Genomic DNA, 16,803 nt, shown 5'->3' with positions numbered 1-16,803 from the left:
TTTAGGCACTGATTTTTTGCCACGCATTAATCTGTGGGTGCGCAATACGGCGCATGTTTGAAGGACGCCAAAATAACGCCTCACCTGGAGCCAATATAATATAACCACCTAGCGCACACTGTTCTGATAGCCGTGCCAAAATGTCGCGCTGATCAAACTTACGAAAATAGAGCAGCATATTTTGGCAGACAATCACTTGTTGTAAATGCGGCGTAGGCGGTTCTTTATCAATAATGTTGTGCAAAGCAAAGCGCACATGCTGTTTTAAAGCTGGCATCACCTGCCAGTTTGTAAGAGCACTGTTTTCCATCGTTTTTTTAGTGGCAACGGGAGAAAAATGTAAGTTTCCAACCCCGCTTACTGGGTGCAATGGTTGGATAAACTGCTGACATTGTGAGGGAATTAAATCTCGCTGCTTTTGCTCATACTGCCCTAAGCGGGCTTTTTTTAATGCTTGCTTACTGACGTCGGTACCCAATATGCTGTAATTGGTCAGCTGCTTTGCAGCCAAACTCATTGCCAGCGACCAAGTTTCTTGCCCGCTAGCACAGCCGACGCTCCAAATACGAAACGACTCATCAGCGCTGATATCATCGCTAATATTATCACTATTATTAGCAAGTCCTGTAGCAGTATGACTACTGACACTATCATCAATTAGCTGCTGTCTCTGATACTGCAAAGCATAATCAGTGACAAACTCGATAGAAGGTTGATGGCGAAAAAAGCGACTTTCATGAATCAGCACTTTATCCAATAATTGCTGACGCAGCTCAAAATTAATGGGCAACTGATTCCATAGCTGTATGATAGTCAAACCATAATCTACTGCTGTTTGCGTGATGGCATTGATCAACCATCTACGCTGGACATTCGGTAATATGAAGCCAATCTCTTGCTCTATATAACGTTGCCATTGCTCGGTATCAAAAGCAGCATTATCTTTTAAAGCCTCTGCTGCTAGAGCGTCAGCTTTATGAAGGATAGGACTGAATTTTTTAATATGATTATTCATGTGACCTGCTATTAATAGAGTTGCCCTAAGTAAGATAACGACTAGAGCAACTATTTGGTTAACATTTCAATATAAAAATCATAAATTAAGAGCGGTTAATTACATAGAAAATTGCTTTTAAATGCTATCTGAGACTCTTTCATCAATATCTATATACTCATCGTCAGTCTGTTCTTGTTCCAACTGCTCGTCATCATTAGAAATCTTAAAGCCTGTTACCGACTCTTGCAGTGCAGCCGCCATTTCACTGAGCTCACCAATAGAACGAGCTGTCGCCATTGAACCTGACGAGGTTTGCGAGGTAATATCCTGAATGATATTCATCGTATGCGAGATATGACCTGCAGACTCTGCTTGTTGCATAGCCGCGTTGGAGATGTTTTGAATGAGGTCTGCCAAAGTATTAGATACGGTTTGCACTTCTTCTAGTGCTTCACCAGCATCTTTTGCCAAACGAGCCCCACGTACTACTTCAGAGGTCGTTGATTCCATCGACATAACCGCTTCACTGGTATCCGCCTGAATGGTTTTTACCAGCGTTTCAATCTGTTTGGTCGCATTGGCTGAACGCTCAGCAAGACGCTGGACCTCATCGGCAACAACTGCAAAGCCTCGACCCGCTTCCCCTGCCATCGATGCCTGAATTGCCGCGTTCAATGCCAAAACGTTGGTTTGGTCAGCAATATCGTTGATCAGACCAACGATATCACCAATCTCTTGCGAAGATTCGCCCAAGCGTTTGATACGTTTTGACGTCTCTTGAATCTGATCACGAATAACGTTCATACCTTCAATCGAGCGCTGTACAACTTCTGCACCGTTATAAGCAATGGCAACTGAACGCTGTGCAACCGTTGCCGATTCTGAGGCGTTGTTTGAAACTTGGTCAATTGATACCGTCATCTCATTAATAGCGGCTGATACCCCAGCAATTTCTTGTGCTTGGTGCTCCGATGCTTCAGCAAGCTCAACCGCATTCATCTGCGTTTGCTCTGAAGACTGCGAGACGCGATCAGCCGTGCTGTTAATAACCAGTACCAGTTGGCGTAATTGGTCAATTGCGAAGTTAACAGAGTCAGCAATCGCGCCGGTAAAATCTTCTGATACGGTTGCATTCACCGTCAAATCACCATCTGCTAAATCGCCCAACTCATCCAATAGACGCAAAATTGCAATCTGGTTACGCTCATTCTCTTCTTGAATTTGGCGCGCACGCTCAGATTCTGCTTCCGCTTCTTGGCGACGACGCAAAGTCTCTTTTTCAATCAGTAAACGTTCTGAGCCGCCTCGTTGTTTTAGTAATTGGTATAAAGCAAATAAAATGCCCAGCACACCTACAACAAAGACAATCACCGGTAATATGACTGATTGATTAAAATTGGCTAAATACTGACTGACCGATGACAAGGAATTGACCAGCCAAAACAGACAAGCCACGCTCACTAAAGCACAAAGCCCTAATAACAGCTTCCATTTACTATTAGCATCTGTCGTTGTTTTATTCGTACTAGCTACAGGGTTGTTTATAACATCACTCATCGTGCCTATTCCTTTCAAACAATCGTCAAAGTCGTATCGTGACTGACTCTGAAATCATATTGTCATCAAAACAACAGTGATTCGCAAAGCCTGTATGAATGCTGACATATCATCGAACCATGCCAGCCTTTATTGCTTTCTTCTATCAGCCTTTTAACAAAAAAGCCGATGATTAAAATGGGTGTTTGTTAAAGCTTATGTATTTGCTAAAAATAGATATTTATTAAAAAAATTAGGTAGTAAAAATACTTAAGTACTAAAAACTATTATATTGCGGCATCGGTATATTGCAGATCTTGTGCCAACAAACTCGGCATAAACACATACCAATCCTGCTCATCTTTAAAAAATTTACCATGATTATAAGGCGCGAACGGTGAGCTAGACTCAAGTGCTTCTGGACGGTATTGATCTTGCGTAAACTGCTCAATACCTAGCACCTTGTCTACCAGCAACCCTGAGAACACATTATCATGGTCAATGACGATGACTTTACGCTGGCTCATTTGCGACAACTGACTAGGCACTTGTAAAAACCGCGACAAATCGGTTAAAGGTAACAAGCGCCCACGAATATTGGCGATACCAAGCATCCAAGGCTTTACTAAGGGCAAGCTGGTATATTCTGGCATGGTCAATATTTCTGATACTTGGCCCATTGGCGCTACTAAACGCTGACCACCGATCTCAAATACGACCCCTTGCCAATCAAACTCTTTGCCGCCGCGGCGACCACTTTTGCGCGCGCGTGCTAAGTCTGCTATGCGCAGCAGCTCAATAAATCCTTTGGATGCCACAAGCTACCCCATTACTTTACGAATTATCTGGACCAAACCACTTTCGTCAATCGGTTTGGTAATATATTCTTTAGCACCTTGACGCTTACCCCATACTCGATCCGTTTCTTGATTTTTGGTACTAATCATAATAATAATAGGAATATGAGCGGTCGTTTTACCACGTGTAATCTTACGAGTTGCCTGAAAACCATTCATTTCAGGCATCACTACGTCCATCAAGATGACATCTGGTAGATGGTCAATGGCCATCTGACAGCCTTGCTCACCGTTTGTTGCTTCTAATACTTGATAGTTATTTTTAGAAAGCATGTCGCGAAATTTCGCCATCTCAGATGGCGAGTCGTCAATGACTAAAACAGTAGTCATAGGTGTTTCCTTTATGTTCGATGATATCCAATAGGATATATTGTTGAGACGAAACGATTAAAATAAGTTGCTTGGACCATATCTTTTTACAGATTTATTTCTATTTTTACGCTTAACGATATTGGTTAATCGCCTCGAAAAGCTCATCTTTACTAAAGGGTTTGGTCAAATACTCATCAGAACCGACAATGCGGCCACGGGCTTTATCAAACAAACCATCTTTCGACGACAACATAATTACCGGCTTGCTAGCGTAATCTGGATTGTTTTTGATCAATGCACAAGTTTGATAACCATCTAGACGTGGCATCATGATATCCACAAAAATGATATCTGGGTTATGATCGACAATCTTAGCCAAGGCATCAAAACCATCAATGGCAGTTACCACTTCACAGCCAGCTTTTTGCAACAAGGTTTCTGCGGTACGGCGAATGGTTTTTGAGTCATCAATCACCATTACTTTTAAACCTTCAAAATTATTTTCCATTATCTCTATCCTATTAACGACTATTTATTCATGGCGCTATCTATCATTACAAAATATCAATATAAACTATTAATAGTTAAGCTATTAATTTAAATTAACGAGCTGTTATCTCAATGTATCAATTAGCTTATTCTATCTAAAGATTAACAGCAAACCCTGCATCAGGATCGATCATAATAGCTAGATTTTCACCATCAGTATCTGCCTATTTACTAGGGCATTACCATCCGTCACTATACGCACTTTATGATAAATTATCTTAGCGAATTGCTCGGTATTTTAGGTGCTTTTAGGCTGTTATGATAGCGATAGCAGCAATGAGTAACGATACTAATTAGTCATTGAATCAAATCCTACTGGACTAAAAAATTATCTTTGTTATTGATATATAATTAAGTAGAAGCTGACTTCATCTAATACGGCATGGCTTTAATCAAACTATTGATAGCTACAGGACTGGGCATTGCCATATCTCAAACATTATATAGAAATAGCGTTCACCTTACCGAATAATTTTCTTTTGTCATAAAAATGTATCAATATATTTTGTTATGTTCGTTTTAGCACAGTTATAGCACCTTTTCCAGTCATTTAATGAATTTATGTTCAAATAAATTTGTGTAAATTCATCACTCTAGCGATATTCCTCTTATTTATGTCTTATATCCTTGTCGTTCTCTAGCAGTGCTATATTTGACTTAGAAAATTCAAATTACAAAAGGCAGCGTAATTATTTCACCGCAGCAAGTTTCACTATATAATAAAAATTCGTTGATAAAGGTGATTGATATGATAGGTTCTGCGGGTACAAAAGGCTTAAACGCTATATTTTTAGCTTCTAACCCTCTCAAGAAGAGCACCTATTTTTTAAGTGCTTTACTCATTGTCGCCTGTCAGCCTTCCCCGCCTACCTCTGAGCCGGTCACGGCCGAAAACAGCGAAGCATTCAATACGCCACTTTTGATACGCGCTGATAGCATCACGATGACTCGAGATCATATCTTAAGTGTCAAACCAACCCGTTATCAGCCAAGCCTTGGGCTAGAGGGGCATATTGAACCTATTAGAAAGGTAAATTTGCTTGCCGTGCAGGCCCTGACTGTCGAACAAGTACTGGTAAAGAAAAACCAATGGGTAGAAAAAGGTGCGCCGTTATTTACGGTTCGACGTTTAGCAACGTCTATTACAGCAACAAGCGCCTCTCAACAGCCGAGTAATGAAGCAGCCTCTACAAATCCAAAACCTACTATAGAAGATAGTAACAACGCAGATATTAACTCTAAGCAAACTGCCATTGATAAAGCCAAAACGTCAGCAAATGATAGCGTTATGGATAGTATGCAAGCTGAGGTAAAAATAACGGCAAATGATAATAAGACAAATCCACAAACTAACTACATAGCTAGCAATGACAAACCAAATAATACTCAAGTGCTTAAAAAATCAGAGCAATCATATAGCTTGATTACGGTACGGGCGAGTTTTTCGGGTCGTGTAGAAAAGCTCTATATTAAAAATGAGCAAAAAATAGAAGCTCGCCAGCCTTTATTAAAGCTCAGTGATGAGACGGAACTGCATTTTATCGCAACCCTGCCTATTGAGGCTGAATCGCAAATCTCTGTCGGCCAGACTGTCAACTTTACTGCGGAAGGCTTGATAGATGAATTTACTGGACAGGTTAGTAAGCTGACCGCCACTGCGCAACCAAAGCAGCTATTGGTTTATGTCAATGTGGTTGATAATGAAGTCAGCCGCCACCAAATACGACCTGATATGAAGGTGACAGGACGGGTTGACTACGGACAAATAGAGGTCGGGACTATTGTTCCTAAGCGCGCACTGCATGACGTTGACCTAACCGTGCTACACAACCCCCCTTATAAACCACTGCGTTCTTTGATCGCCAACGTCTGGATTATCAAACAAGACCAACGTTTGACGCGCCAACCTGTTGAAGTCATCGAATATGACCCATTGACCGAGCAGTATTTAATCGCGGGTATTACCAATGACAGTTTGATTTGTTTGGCAAATTTACCGGTTGAATCTGAAGGCAAAAAAGTGGTGGTGTCATAAGCGCCAAAGCCAGTAGTTACATTGTGTAGAAACATTAACAAAGCATGTCTTGTTTAATAACATCCTGTTTAGGCAATATAGCGTATGCTAGCAGTGATTGAGCATTGATTAAAAATTAAGGGCGTGCTTCTTTTTAAGAGCAAACTTATAAAGGCAGAATTTATAGAAAAGCAATTTCTAAAGAATTACTTTTAGAGTAGTATTTTTAGAGCCATTTTAAACAAACTATAACAACAACTAGAGGAAAAATTATGAGTAAGCAGATTTTGTTAATTGAAGATGATCCAGATTTAGCCGAGTTAATCAGTGATTATCTGACCATGAATTATTACGATGTACACCATGCTGGATTGGGTCAAGAAGGTCTTGAGTTATTGGACGCCAAAGAGCGTGATATCGATTTGGTTGTCTTAGATTTGATGCTTCCTGATATGGATGGGATGCAAGTTTGCCAAAAAATACGTGGCAACAAAAATAATATGACCAATAAAGTGCCGATTATTATGCTAACGGCAAAAGGCGATACCACTGATCGTGTACTCGGTTTAGAGATGGGCGCCGATGATTATATCTCGAAGCCGTTTGAGCCGCGTGAATTACTGGCTCGTATTCGTGCCGTTATTCGTCGTCATGAGCAGCCAAATCAAGCAGACAGTCAATCGGATAGCTTGACTTTTGGTCGTTTAAGCGTCTTTCCTGACAGCCATGAAGTCACTATCGATGATCAACCAGTCCGTCTAACGACGCATCAGTTTCAATTGCTGCATTATTTTGCCACCCATTCTGGTAAAGTACTAAACCGCGAGCAATTGTGGCAAGCGATGCCAAACGATGACAGCTCAGACAATATTGATCGCGCTATTGACGTGCATATTTCGCGTTTGCGTGCGCTGATTGAAGACAATCCACGTCAGCCAAAACGTATCATTACTGTACGCGGTGTCGGTTATCAATTTGCCACCGATCAAGTTTAATTGCTAGATAAAATCAAACGGCATTAGGCTAAGCGATAGTTGCAGTAAAACCAATAAAGTGGTTATAAGCGTTTGATAATAGAGATGATTTGATGCAACAACTGGGTTTTCGTTCTGTTTTTGCCAAGCTATTTGCCAGTGTGATGCTGGCACTTATCTTATTTGCGGTAGCGATGGTTTTATTGACCCAGTTGGTTCATGATAAAGATGCTGGTATCCGCTCAGAAATCTTAGCCACGCAAATATTGGGTCAAATCGACCCCTTCTTGCACGAATTAAATATCGCCGTTAGTAATGACAACCGACTACAAGCACGCTTTATGTTGGCGGTAGTCAAAAAAAGCTTTGATATTTTTGATGAATCGTTGCAGGCAAAGATGGGTTTGTATGACAGCGACGGTCATTTGCTGATGCAAAGTGATAACAGCGATTTGCCGTTAGAACTGCCTGCGCCGCCCTCTCTATTAGCGCGGGTTTTTCCATCATTTGCCGAAACCTCTCCAACCAAGCAAGCCCAAGTTTATAGTAGTACGGGCTATACACTATTATATGAATCACGCCTACCACCTAAGAAACCTGTACTTTCCGCAGCATTAAACTTATTTACGGGTACTTTATTGCTGCTCATTATTATGGCAGGTGTGCTTTGGTGGATTGCGCGTACGATCACTTGGCGTATCAATCAGATGAGTCAGCAGATGGCTGAACTTGGTGATGGCGACTTTAGCGTGCGCGTCAATGCCCGCGGTAATGATGAGATTGCGTCACTCGCCCGCGGTTTTAACCAAGCAGCGCAAAAAATCGAACATTTGATCAATGCTAATAATCTGCTATTGGCGCACGCTTCGCACGAACTACGCACACCTATCACCCGTATCCGTTTGCAGATAGAGATGATGGATATGCTAGCTGGAGCATTGCCGAGTGATACCAAAGAAAAATTTGATAAGCGTGCGCAAGCGATCAATCGTGACTTGTCTGGATTAAATGATTTGGTCGAAAGTATTTTGCTCGTCAGTCGTTTAGACGCCGGTCATGCGCTACAGCAAGTTGAGCAACTGGACTTATATGATTTGGTCAATCAGGAACGGCAGCATTATTCTGAAGCGACTTTGATTGGTGAGCACATCGTCATTGATGGGCAATCATCCATGCTGACTCATTTAATTCGCAACTTATTGACCAATGCCATGCTGCACGGCAAGCCGCCTGTCACTGTCTTACTTTACGGCGTACAAACCTTGAATGAAGCTAATGACATTCCTGACTTCCTGTTGCAAACCATACTGTGCAGCAGTTTTGTCGATTATAACAGCTCAGACTTTGATTCTTATGAGGAAATAACCCAAAACGTCAACCAGCTTGAGAATGTAGAAAACGCTATTACCAATGACGATTCTATTGTCGCTCATGCTAACGAACTTAAGCCAACGTCAGCAGAAGCGACAGAAGTAGCGTTATTACCTGCCCCTGCTATTTATAAAAATGGTGAAAGCATCATTGCTGATACTGAGATTGATGACAATAATAGCGTAAGTACTGATAAATTACAGTCATCAGAAGTTGTTGACGTACCTAGTAATATAGACAGTGATATAAGCAGCGCCATAAACACTGATTCAAAAAGCGCCGATGAAGTCGAAGCCATTGTCGAGCCATCGTTAATATCTAATTACCAGCGCTTAACGAGCGATTTAACCGATAAAATCAAAAAAGTTATTTGGCGTGCAGTTCCTGAAAATCAAGAGATATCACTTCTCAGTATTGAAGACAATGCTATTAATCAAAACGCAGAAAACACCGGTAAAAATAATAGTGTTGAGAAAGATGACTCTAAGGGCAATAATAAAGAGAACGCCAAAGATAATGGCGAAACAGCAAATACACCACGTAAAGAAGGTTTGTTTAGTAAGCATCTAAAGAAAGCAAAACCCGAACCAACCCGCCCACTACCAAAATATGCCGTAATGGCAGTGATTGATGAAGGCGAAGGCATCCCTGAAAACAAACGTGAGGAAGTCTTTAGTCCTTTCGTACGTCTACAGCAAAAGAATAAAGGCTCGGGGCTAGGTTTGTCCTTGGTTGCCCAGATTGTTACGGCTCATCAAGGGCGTATCCTCACCGACACCATTAATGGTCATACGCGATTTTTAGTGGTCCTACCCGTCAAGCACGACCCTCATTATCATCATGACAGCCATAATTAATACTATAAGCTCAGTCTCAACAAACTCAATATTAACAAACTCGATAGCAAAAACTTACGGCTAAAATGATTACCAAAAATACATTCCAAAGTATATGCAACTGTCATAAGCCTTCTTTATTTCAGATAAATTTATTTGAAACCACAGTAAATTTATACTTTACCTATCTCGATTGCTTCGTTACTCGATAACGTGCAAGCCAATATTATCCTTTAGTCATGGATGTCCATATCCAAAACACTGCAGAATATGCTATATTAGCGCCCCTTATTATAGGGTTATTGAATGTTGATTTTAATTTACGCTCAAACACCCAAAAGAGCTTACAACCGCTTCATAACCGTTAAAATATTTATTGAATTTTGAGCCCTCCATGAGTGACATGATTGTCTTAAACGATGTGACCAAAAGCTTTTTAAGCGACCGGTCTATAAAAGATAAAGACGGCAAGCCACATTGGTTTACTGCTGTCGAACCGACGTCCTTAACGGTACAGCAAGGCGAAATATTTGGCCTGATGGGCTATTCGGGCGCGGGTAAATCTACCCTGTTACGCCTGATTAATTTGCTTGAGCGTCCAGATTCAGGTCAAGTTATCGTAGATGGTACGGATTTGACCACGCTATCTGCCAGTGAGTTACGTATCGCCCGCCATAATATCGGCATGATTTTTCAGCAGTTTAACCTGATGTCCAATCGTACGGTCTTCGATAATGTCGCCTTCAACTTAACGGTGGCAGGCTACCCGAGCGCCGATATTCATAAACGGGTAATGGACTGCTTAGAAATCGTCGACTTGACTGACCGTGCCGGGCACTATCCTGCGCAGTTATCAGGGGGACAAAAGCAGCGTGTCGGTATCGCGCGTGCTATTGCGCCTAGCCCTAAAGTGTTATTGGCTGATGAGCCAACCAGTGCGCTTGATCCTGCGACCACACGTAGCTTATTGACTTGTCTACGCGATATTAATGAACAACTTGGCGTCACCATCGTCATCGTCACGCATGAAATGAGCGTGATTCGCAGGCTATGCGACCGCGCAGCATTGTTACATCAAGGGCAATTGCTTGAGGTTGCCGATATTCGCGACGGTCTGATTCAGGCCACGACCCCGATTGGCAAAGGCTTGGTCCATGAAGATTAAGAGGCAGGAGAATAGACATGTTAACTGGTGCTGAATTATCCGCCTCGATAGACAAACTGCTCGCGCTACGCAAAGAGATTTGGCAAGCGTTCGTAGATACCTTTATTATGCTTGGTATCTCAACGACGGTCGCCATCGTGATCGGCGGTCTGTTTGGGGTTTTCTTATTTTTATCTAGTGATCGGCAGTTTTTGCAAAATAAGACCTTGTATGGCGTTCTTGGTGCTATCACCAACTTTATGCGCGCCTTCCCATTTGTAATTTTGATGATTGCCATGAGTCCTTTTACCAAAGCCATCGTTGGCACGGGTATCGGACCGATTGCTGCATCTCTAGTACTGGCGATTGCGGGTTCCTTTTACTTTGCACGTTTGGTCGAACAAAATCTGCGCGAAGTGCCACGCGGTATTATTGAAGCAACTGAATCGATGGGCGCACGCCCCTTTACCATTATCAAAGTATTGCTCAATGAAGCGCGCTCTGGCTTGGTATTGTCTGTGACCATTTTATGTATCAGCTTACTGTCATTTTCGGCAGCTGCCGGTATGATTGGCGGTGGCGGTTTGGGTGATTTGGCGATTCGTTACGGCTATTATCGCTATCAAACTGAGGTTATGGTATTTATCGTGATTATGCTATCAATTATGGTGATCGGTATTCAGGCGTCTGGTAATTGGATAGCGATGCGTTTAGACAAGCGTTAAAACTTACTTCTAAAATAACTATAAATAGCCTTAGTCATTGGCTATTAAAGCGCTCAGATTAAACGTTTGATATGAATAATGCTCAAGGTTTAATGCCGATTCATCCTAAGCAAATGCTTGACTTTGTAACTGATTCCCTTTAATTTTGATACTATCTTAACAACCGTTAACTTAGCAGCATTACTATTCATAATGTTGCTTTTTTAATGCGGATTTTTACTGTTAACATTCAATCCCCTATTCCCCACCCATTATTAAGGAAGTTTCATGAAATTAACAGATATCAGCCGTCAGCTTGCGACCGCATTGGCCACCGTTGGCGTATCAGGTCTTGTATTGGTCGGTTGCAACAACTCATCAGCGCCAGAAGCTACTAAAGAGCCAGTCACTGAAGGTGCTACTGAAACAACGACCACAGAAACGGCAGCGACCAACGATATCGACCCTGAGCATAGCAAAATTATCATCGGTACCACCGAAGGCGACTTTGCTGATATGGTTCGTAACCAAGTAAAAAGCTCATTAGAAGCGCAAGGCTATGAAGTTGAGCTGGTAACATTTACCGATTATGTGCGTCCAAATATCGCTTTGGCCGATGGCGATTTAGATATCAACATCTTCCAGCATAAACCTTACCTTGATACCTTTAAAAAAGAAAACAATCTTGATTTGGTGGAAGTCTTCCAAGTACCAACCGCGCCACTTGGTATCTATACTGGTAAAAAGACTAAGCTCGACGACGTCTATAAAGGTATGAGTGTTTCTGCACCGAATGATCCAAGTAACTTTGCCCGTGCGTTAGTAATGATGAATGAGCTTGGATGGATTACGCTAAAAGACAACATCGACCCGTTGACCGCATCAAAATCGGATATCGCCGATAACAGCAAATACGACATCAAAATCGTTGAGCTAGAAGCTGCCCAGCTACCGCGTGCGCGTGATGAAGTGGACTTTGCTATCGTCAATGGTAACTACGCGACCGATGCGGGTATCAAGCTGACTGAAGCCCTATTCCAAGAGCCAAGCTTTGCTTATGTTAACTGGTCAGCGATCAAAACCGCTGATAAAGATAAGAAATGGGTCAAAGACGTGACTAACGCTTATAACTCAGACGCCTTTAAAAAGTATGCTCACGATAGCTTCCCTGGCTATAAATACCCAAAAATCTGGGGTGAGAACACTGCTACTGCTAAAGCTCCTGCAACCGCTAATGCTCCTACGGCAGCTAGCGCGCCAGTTGCCGAAGCTGCTGCTCAGTAATTGCCGACCTCATGATTTAAGATACTTTATGCCAATAAAGTATTTTAGAAGTTAAATAGAAAAGCCCATTATTAAAATAATGGGCTTTTTCGTTAATATTTTAGCTGGTTGCTATAGTCAAAATACCCTAAAAACAATACGGTATTGTTGATATCAATTTTTTGTAGCCTCTGTCTGCGCAGGCACAGCAAGCAAGAAAAATTGATATCAGCAGTGCGTGATGTATCGATATTACTTTTCACTGACTATATTTATTCTTTCTCTATTTTTGGTAAATAAGACTATTTGGTTTTTCTAAAAACATCCAATTCGATATCATAGCTTGGTTCAGACTTTTTAAATAAATATTTACCGTTACGAACAGAAGCAAGCACGTCGGCGCGTTGGCGCACCGCTTCAAACGGACTATCGGCATCCAATACCAAAAAGTTAGCTGGCTTACCAACATCCAAACCGTATTCATCTTCGATATTTAGGGTTTTTGCGCCATTGATCGTGATAAAGTCGAGACAGACGTCAAGCTGCGGCAGTGACATGGTTTGCGCCAAATGAATACCGTTATCCAAGATATTCATCATATTGCCGTTACCGGTTGGATACCACGGATCGTTAATAGAGTCCTGACCAAAGCTGACGTTAATACCATTTTCCCAAAACTCTTTGACCCGCGTCAAACCGCGGCGTTTTGGATAAGTATCTTGGCGACCTTGTAAGTAAGCGTTTTCGGTTGGCAATGCGATAAAGTTCATGCCTGATTGCTCAAATAACCCCATCATCCGAAATGCATAAGCATCATCTGCTGAGCCGAATGAGCAGGTATGACTCGCCGTCGAGCGCGCACCGATACCTTCAATCATCACCAAGGCATTTAATAATTGTACGTGACGACTCATCGGATCATCAGTTTCGTCACAGTGGACGTCGATGAGCTTGTCATATTTAAGCGCAAGCTCTACCGTTTTACGCACAGAATCTTGACCGAATTCATACGCCCATTCAAAATGCGGAATACCGCCAACACAGTCCGCGCCCATTTTTAACGCTTCCTCAATCAACTCGACAGCGCCTTTATAGGCGTACATGCCTTCTTGCGGAAAGGCCACAATCTGAATGGTGACGTTGTCTTTTAATTCTTCACGAAGCTCGAGCATGGCTTTGAGCCCTGTTAAATCAGGGTCGCAAACGTCTATATGGGTACGAATGTACTGCACACCTTTAGAAACCTCTTCCTGAATGCCTCTTAGCATCCGCGCTTTCGCATCTTCAAAAGATTGCGTTTTTTTAACATCGTGCCAGCGCGCAATCCCTTCAAATAGCGTACCTGAAGCATTTTTCGCCTCATCACCACCACCGGTATAGACATAATCTAAATGCAGATGCGAGTCTACATAAGGCGGCACAACCAACCTACCCTTCAGGTCAATCTCTTCTTCAGCAGTTGGTAAATCCTTACCGATTTGATGAATGACACCGTCTTTGACCAAAATCTCGTTAGCAGCGCTATTACGATAAATAGTGGCATTGGTAAATTTAATCATGACAAACTCCTATTATTGCTAAAAGTTAGTTATTTAAAGTTGTTTATTAACACTGAATTATTAAGTGCTATTAGATTAATAACATCCATTAGACAGCAGGTGCATCTAAGGTTTTCTTAGAGATTACCGTAATAATAATGGCAGGCACGAAACACAGAATAGACAGATAGACGATACCCAAGACACCTGTTTCTGGCATATGTACCAAAATCAAACCGGCAAGCCATGTGGCAATCATAATTGAAAAGTTAAATACGCTCGATTGTACCGAGGTCGCGACCGCTTTTGCTTCCGTCACCTGATGGCTAACAGCCGTTTGAAACATAGTTACCAGAGGTCCGAATGCCAGTCCCCACAGTAAAAAAGCAAAATGCGCAAAACCATTCGTTCCCCTGAAGAAGACGAACAACAACATAGCAATCACGCCGCAAGCTAACATCCCAACGATTAAACCGCGTAAATGGGTGTCAATAATCTTGGCCGATAAGATGACCGAGATGACCGAACCTATCCCAAAGATAAATAGCGCTAAGCTGATACCGCCAACGAACTTAATGGTTTCGACCAATAGCGTGATATAGGTGTAGGTGCTGTAATGGGCGACGACTGCTAAAAAAGTCAGTGCTAAAACAATCCAGACGCCAGGTATTTTGAGCACCGCTATTGGCGAGTTACTTTGGGTCAGCTTTTCGCCTTGCACCGATGGTAAAAATTTCATAGCCAGCAGTGCAATCACCGCACCCAATACACCAAGTACGATAAATGAGGTACGCCAGCCAACTTGGGTGCCAATATAGGTCATAATCGGTAGACCCAGACTTACCCCAAAGGTATTGCCCGCCATAATGATAGTGATAGCTTTGCCATGCAGGTTTTCTGGCACCAATGCCGTCCCATAGGCGGCAATCATTGGCCACATAATCCCTGCACAAATACCGCCAATGATACGCATGGTGACGATAAGCGCATAAGATGAGGTAAGACCGACGACGATATTAGAAATGGCAAAGCCTGCCAACAGAACCATCAAAAGAATTTTTCGATTGACCCACAACGTCATACTAATAAGCGGAATGGCAAAAATCGCTGATGCCAGCGCGTATATACCGACCAAAAACCCTACCTGAGTCTGCTCAATACCTAAGCCAGCGGTCATTTGCGGCAAAATACCAGATGGCATCAGCTCTGAGAGAATACCAATAAAGGTTACGCTTGCCATCAAACCAAAGATAAACCACGAAATAGGGTTTTGATGTTGACTGTCTGCACCGTTCTTTAAATGACTGTTTTGTACAGTACTTGCCTTTGAAAGATTGGACACATCCTCTCCTAATTGAATGAAGTTGCTAGAAGATTGTGCAACTTAACTTTGTTCATCGTTATGTTCTTAATCGTTACCTTGTTAACCATTGCTTTATTGGTAGCTCTATCAATAAGAATCTATATATCTGTAAATAGATAAATTTTTATGGATAAATAAATTTGTCATTTGTTTGGTTATACTCTAGCATTACGCCGCTTTTAGATATACCCCTTACTATAGTAAGGTTTTGTAATTTCAGCAATGCCTATTTTTGGCAACACACTCGAATGACCTATTAGCGGCTTTAATAACTATTAAATGACGTTACAGCCTGTTTGTGGTTTGTAGGAAAGCGTCACCTGCTCTTTCAATCAACGTACTTTCTTTTTATAGTGGCTAAGCTTAATAGAGAATGAGAACATCATATTTCTGCTTGAATTCTCTATTAATAAATACAAGAGCTATTAATAAATCACAAAAACAACAAGGATAATAATATGCGTGCTAAAACTTATAATATTCGCAGCGCTGGACAAGCAAACATTCCGGTACTAGGACTGGGTACGTGGCAATCAACCGGTCAAGACTGTATCGATGTCGTCAGCCAAGGATTAAAAATGGGTTACGAGCATATTGATACTGCCCAAGCTTATGATAATGAAAAAGAGGTGGGAAAAGGCATTAAGCAATCAGGCATCGCTCGTGATAAGTTCTTTTTAACGACAAAAATATTTCCTGATGACATGAAGTTTGAGCCAGAGAAACTCATAGCGGCTACCAAGCGTTCGTTAGCAAACTTAGATACCGATTACGTTGACTTACTGCTGCTACATTGGCCCGATGATCGTGTGCCTTTATCTGAAACTATTCCGGCGCTTTGCGAGTTACAAAAACAAGGGCTGACTCGCAATATCGGGGTGTCTAACTTTAACATCGCCAATATCATCGAAGCCAAACGCTATGCTGATATGCCTATTGCGGTCAATCAGGTGGAGTTTCACCCTTTTATTAAGCAAAAAACGTTGCAGACTTTTTTAAATAATCACCATATTTTATTAGAAGCTTACTCGCCACTTGCCCGCGGTGATGTGTTTGATAATGAAGTGATTAAGGAAATCGCTGATAATCACGGGATTACTCCAGCGCAAGTATCGCTGGCGTGGATTTTATCTGATAAGCAGCGTATTGCGATTCCAAAAACCTCTAATCCTGAGCACTTACAAGGCAACTTAGATGCTGTCAAGGTAACGCTCAGTGCGGATGAACTTGAGAAAATTGGCAGCTTAGCGCGTAGTGACGGGCGTAAAATTAAGCATCCGGATTATTCACCAGAGTGGGATGATTAATAAATCATACTTATTTAAATACTAGCAACAAAAAAGCC

The 16,803-nt window shown here is 41.9% G+C and carries 13 protein-coding genes and 1 pseudogene; 7 read left to right on the top strand and 7 right to left on the bottom strand.

Annotation, left to right across the window (positions count from 1 at the left end; translation table 11 throughout):
* Position 1 precedes the first annotated feature (1 nt).
* The 5 genes and pseudogenes from JMW39_RS05045 to pilG all read right to left on the bottom strand — a co-directional run bounded on the left by JMW39_RS05045 (position 2) and on the right by pilG (position 4,210).
* Positions 2 to 1,015 carry a CheR family methyltransferase gene (locus JMW39_RS05045; RefSeq protein ID WP_201544478.1) on the bottom strand — a complete coding sequence of 338 codons (1,014 nt, stop codon included), beginning with the start codon at positions 1,013 to 1,015 and terminating at the stop codon, positions 2 to 4.
* Positions 1,016 to 1,216: 201 nt separating this feature from the next.
* Positions 1,217 to 2,221, bottom strand: a pseudogene (locus JMW39_RS05040) (methyl-accepting chemotaxis protein); the annotation flags it as partial.
* A gap of 599 nt (positions 2,222 to 2,820) precedes the next feature.
* Positions 2,821 to 3,351, bottom strand: coding sequence for a chemotaxis protein CheW (locus JMW39_RS05035; RefSeq protein WP_201544474.1), 531 nt, complete (start codon positions 3,349 to 3,351; stop codon positions 2,821 to 2,823).
* Between the two features lie 3 nt (positions 3,352 to 3,354).
* A complete protein-coding gene (locus JMW39_RS05030; RefSeq protein ID WP_201544472.1) occupies positions 3,355 to 3,720 on the bottom strand; it encodes a response regulator in 366 nt (121 codons plus the stop codon).
* Positions 3,721 to 3,832: 112 nt separating this feature from the next.
* Positions 3,833 to 4,210 carry a twitching motility response regulator PilG gene (gene pilG / locus JMW39_RS05025; RefSeq protein WP_201544471.1) on the bottom strand — a complete coding sequence of 126 codons (378 nt, stop codon included), beginning with the start codon at positions 4,208 to 4,210 and terminating at the stop codon, positions 3,833 to 3,835.
* A 789-nt stretch (positions 4,211 to 4,999) separates the two neighbouring features.
* On the opposite strand from pilG, the gene JMW39_RS05020 reads away from it, so the two are divergent.
* The 6 genes from JMW39_RS05020 to JMW39_RS04995 all read left to right on the top strand — a co-directional run bounded on the left by JMW39_RS05020 (position 5,000) and on the right by JMW39_RS04995 (position 12,578).
* Positions 5,000 to 6,286 (top strand): efflux RND transporter periplasmic adaptor subunit, encoded by a 1,287-nt coding sequence (locus JMW39_RS05020; RefSeq protein ID WP_201544467.1) that lies wholly within the window; start codon positions 5,000 to 5,002, stop codon positions 6,284 to 6,286.
* Positions 6,287 to 6,537: 251 nt separating this feature from the next.
* Positions 6,538 to 7,260, top strand: a complete 723-nt coding sequence (locus tag JMW39_RS05015) for a response regulator transcription factor (RefSeq protein ID WP_201544465.1) — start codon at positions 6,538 to 6,540, stop codon at positions 7,258 to 7,260.
* A gap of 92 nt (positions 7,261 to 7,352) precedes the next feature.
* Positions 7,353 to 9,467, top strand: coding sequence for a sensor histidine kinase (locus JMW39_RS05010; RefSeq protein ID WP_201544463.1), 2,115 nt, complete (start codon positions 7,353 to 7,355; stop codon positions 9,465 to 9,467).
* Between the two features lie 373 nt (positions 9,468 to 9,840).
* Positions 9,841 to 10,611, top strand: a complete 771-nt coding sequence (locus JMW39_RS05005) for a methionine ABC transporter ATP-binding protein (RefSeq protein WP_201544461.1) — start codon at positions 9,841 to 9,843, stop codon at positions 10,609 to 10,611.
* 17 nt (positions 10,612 to 10,628) lie between these two features.
* The gene (locus tag JMW39_RS05000) at positions 10,629 to 11,315 is read left to right on the top strand and encodes a methionine ABC transporter permease (RefSeq protein WP_201544459.1); all 687 of its coding nucleotides are present in this window, start codon (positions 10,629 to 10,631) and stop codon (positions 11,313 to 11,315) included.
* A gap of 267 nt (positions 11,316 to 11,582) precedes the next feature.
* Positions 11,583 to 12,578 (top strand): MetQ/NlpA family ABC transporter substrate-binding protein, encoded by a 996-nt coding sequence (locus tag JMW39_RS04995; RefSeq protein ID WP_201544457.1) that lies wholly within the window; start codon positions 11,583 to 11,585, stop codon positions 12,576 to 12,578.
* Positions 12,579 to 12,859: 281 nt separating this feature from the next.
* Here JMW39_RS04995 and JMW39_RS04990 read toward each other — a convergent pair whose 3' ends face one another.
* On the bottom strand, positions 12,860 to 14,116 hold the full coding sequence (locus JMW39_RS04990) for an amidohydrolase family protein (RefSeq protein WP_201544455.1): 1,257 nt from the start codon (positions 14,114 to 14,116) through the stop codon (positions 12,860 to 12,862).
* 88 nt (positions 14,117 to 14,204) lie between these two features.
* Positions 14,205 to 15,437, bottom strand: coding sequence for an MFS transporter (locus JMW39_RS04985; RefSeq protein WP_265088444.1), 1,233 nt, complete (start codon positions 15,435 to 15,437; stop codon positions 14,205 to 14,207).
* A 479-nt stretch (positions 15,438 to 15,916) separates the two neighbouring features.
* On the opposite strand from JMW39_RS04985, the gene JMW39_RS04980 reads away from it, so the two are divergent.
* Positions 15,917 to 16,765: an aldo/keto reductase gene (locus JMW39_RS04980; RefSeq protein ID WP_201544453.1), complete on the top strand. Its 849-nt coding sequence runs from the start codon at positions 15,917 to 15,919 to the stop codon at positions 16,763 to 16,765.
* Positions 16,766 to 16,803 lie beyond the last annotated feature (38 nt).

The organism is Psychrobacter immobilis, assembly GCF_904846175.1.
GTDB classification, from domain to species: Bacteria; Pseudomonadota; Gammaproteobacteria; order Pseudomonadales; family Moraxellaceae; genus Psychrobacter; species Psychrobacter immobilis_E.
This window is presented reverse-complemented; position numbering and strand designations above follow the sequence as displayed.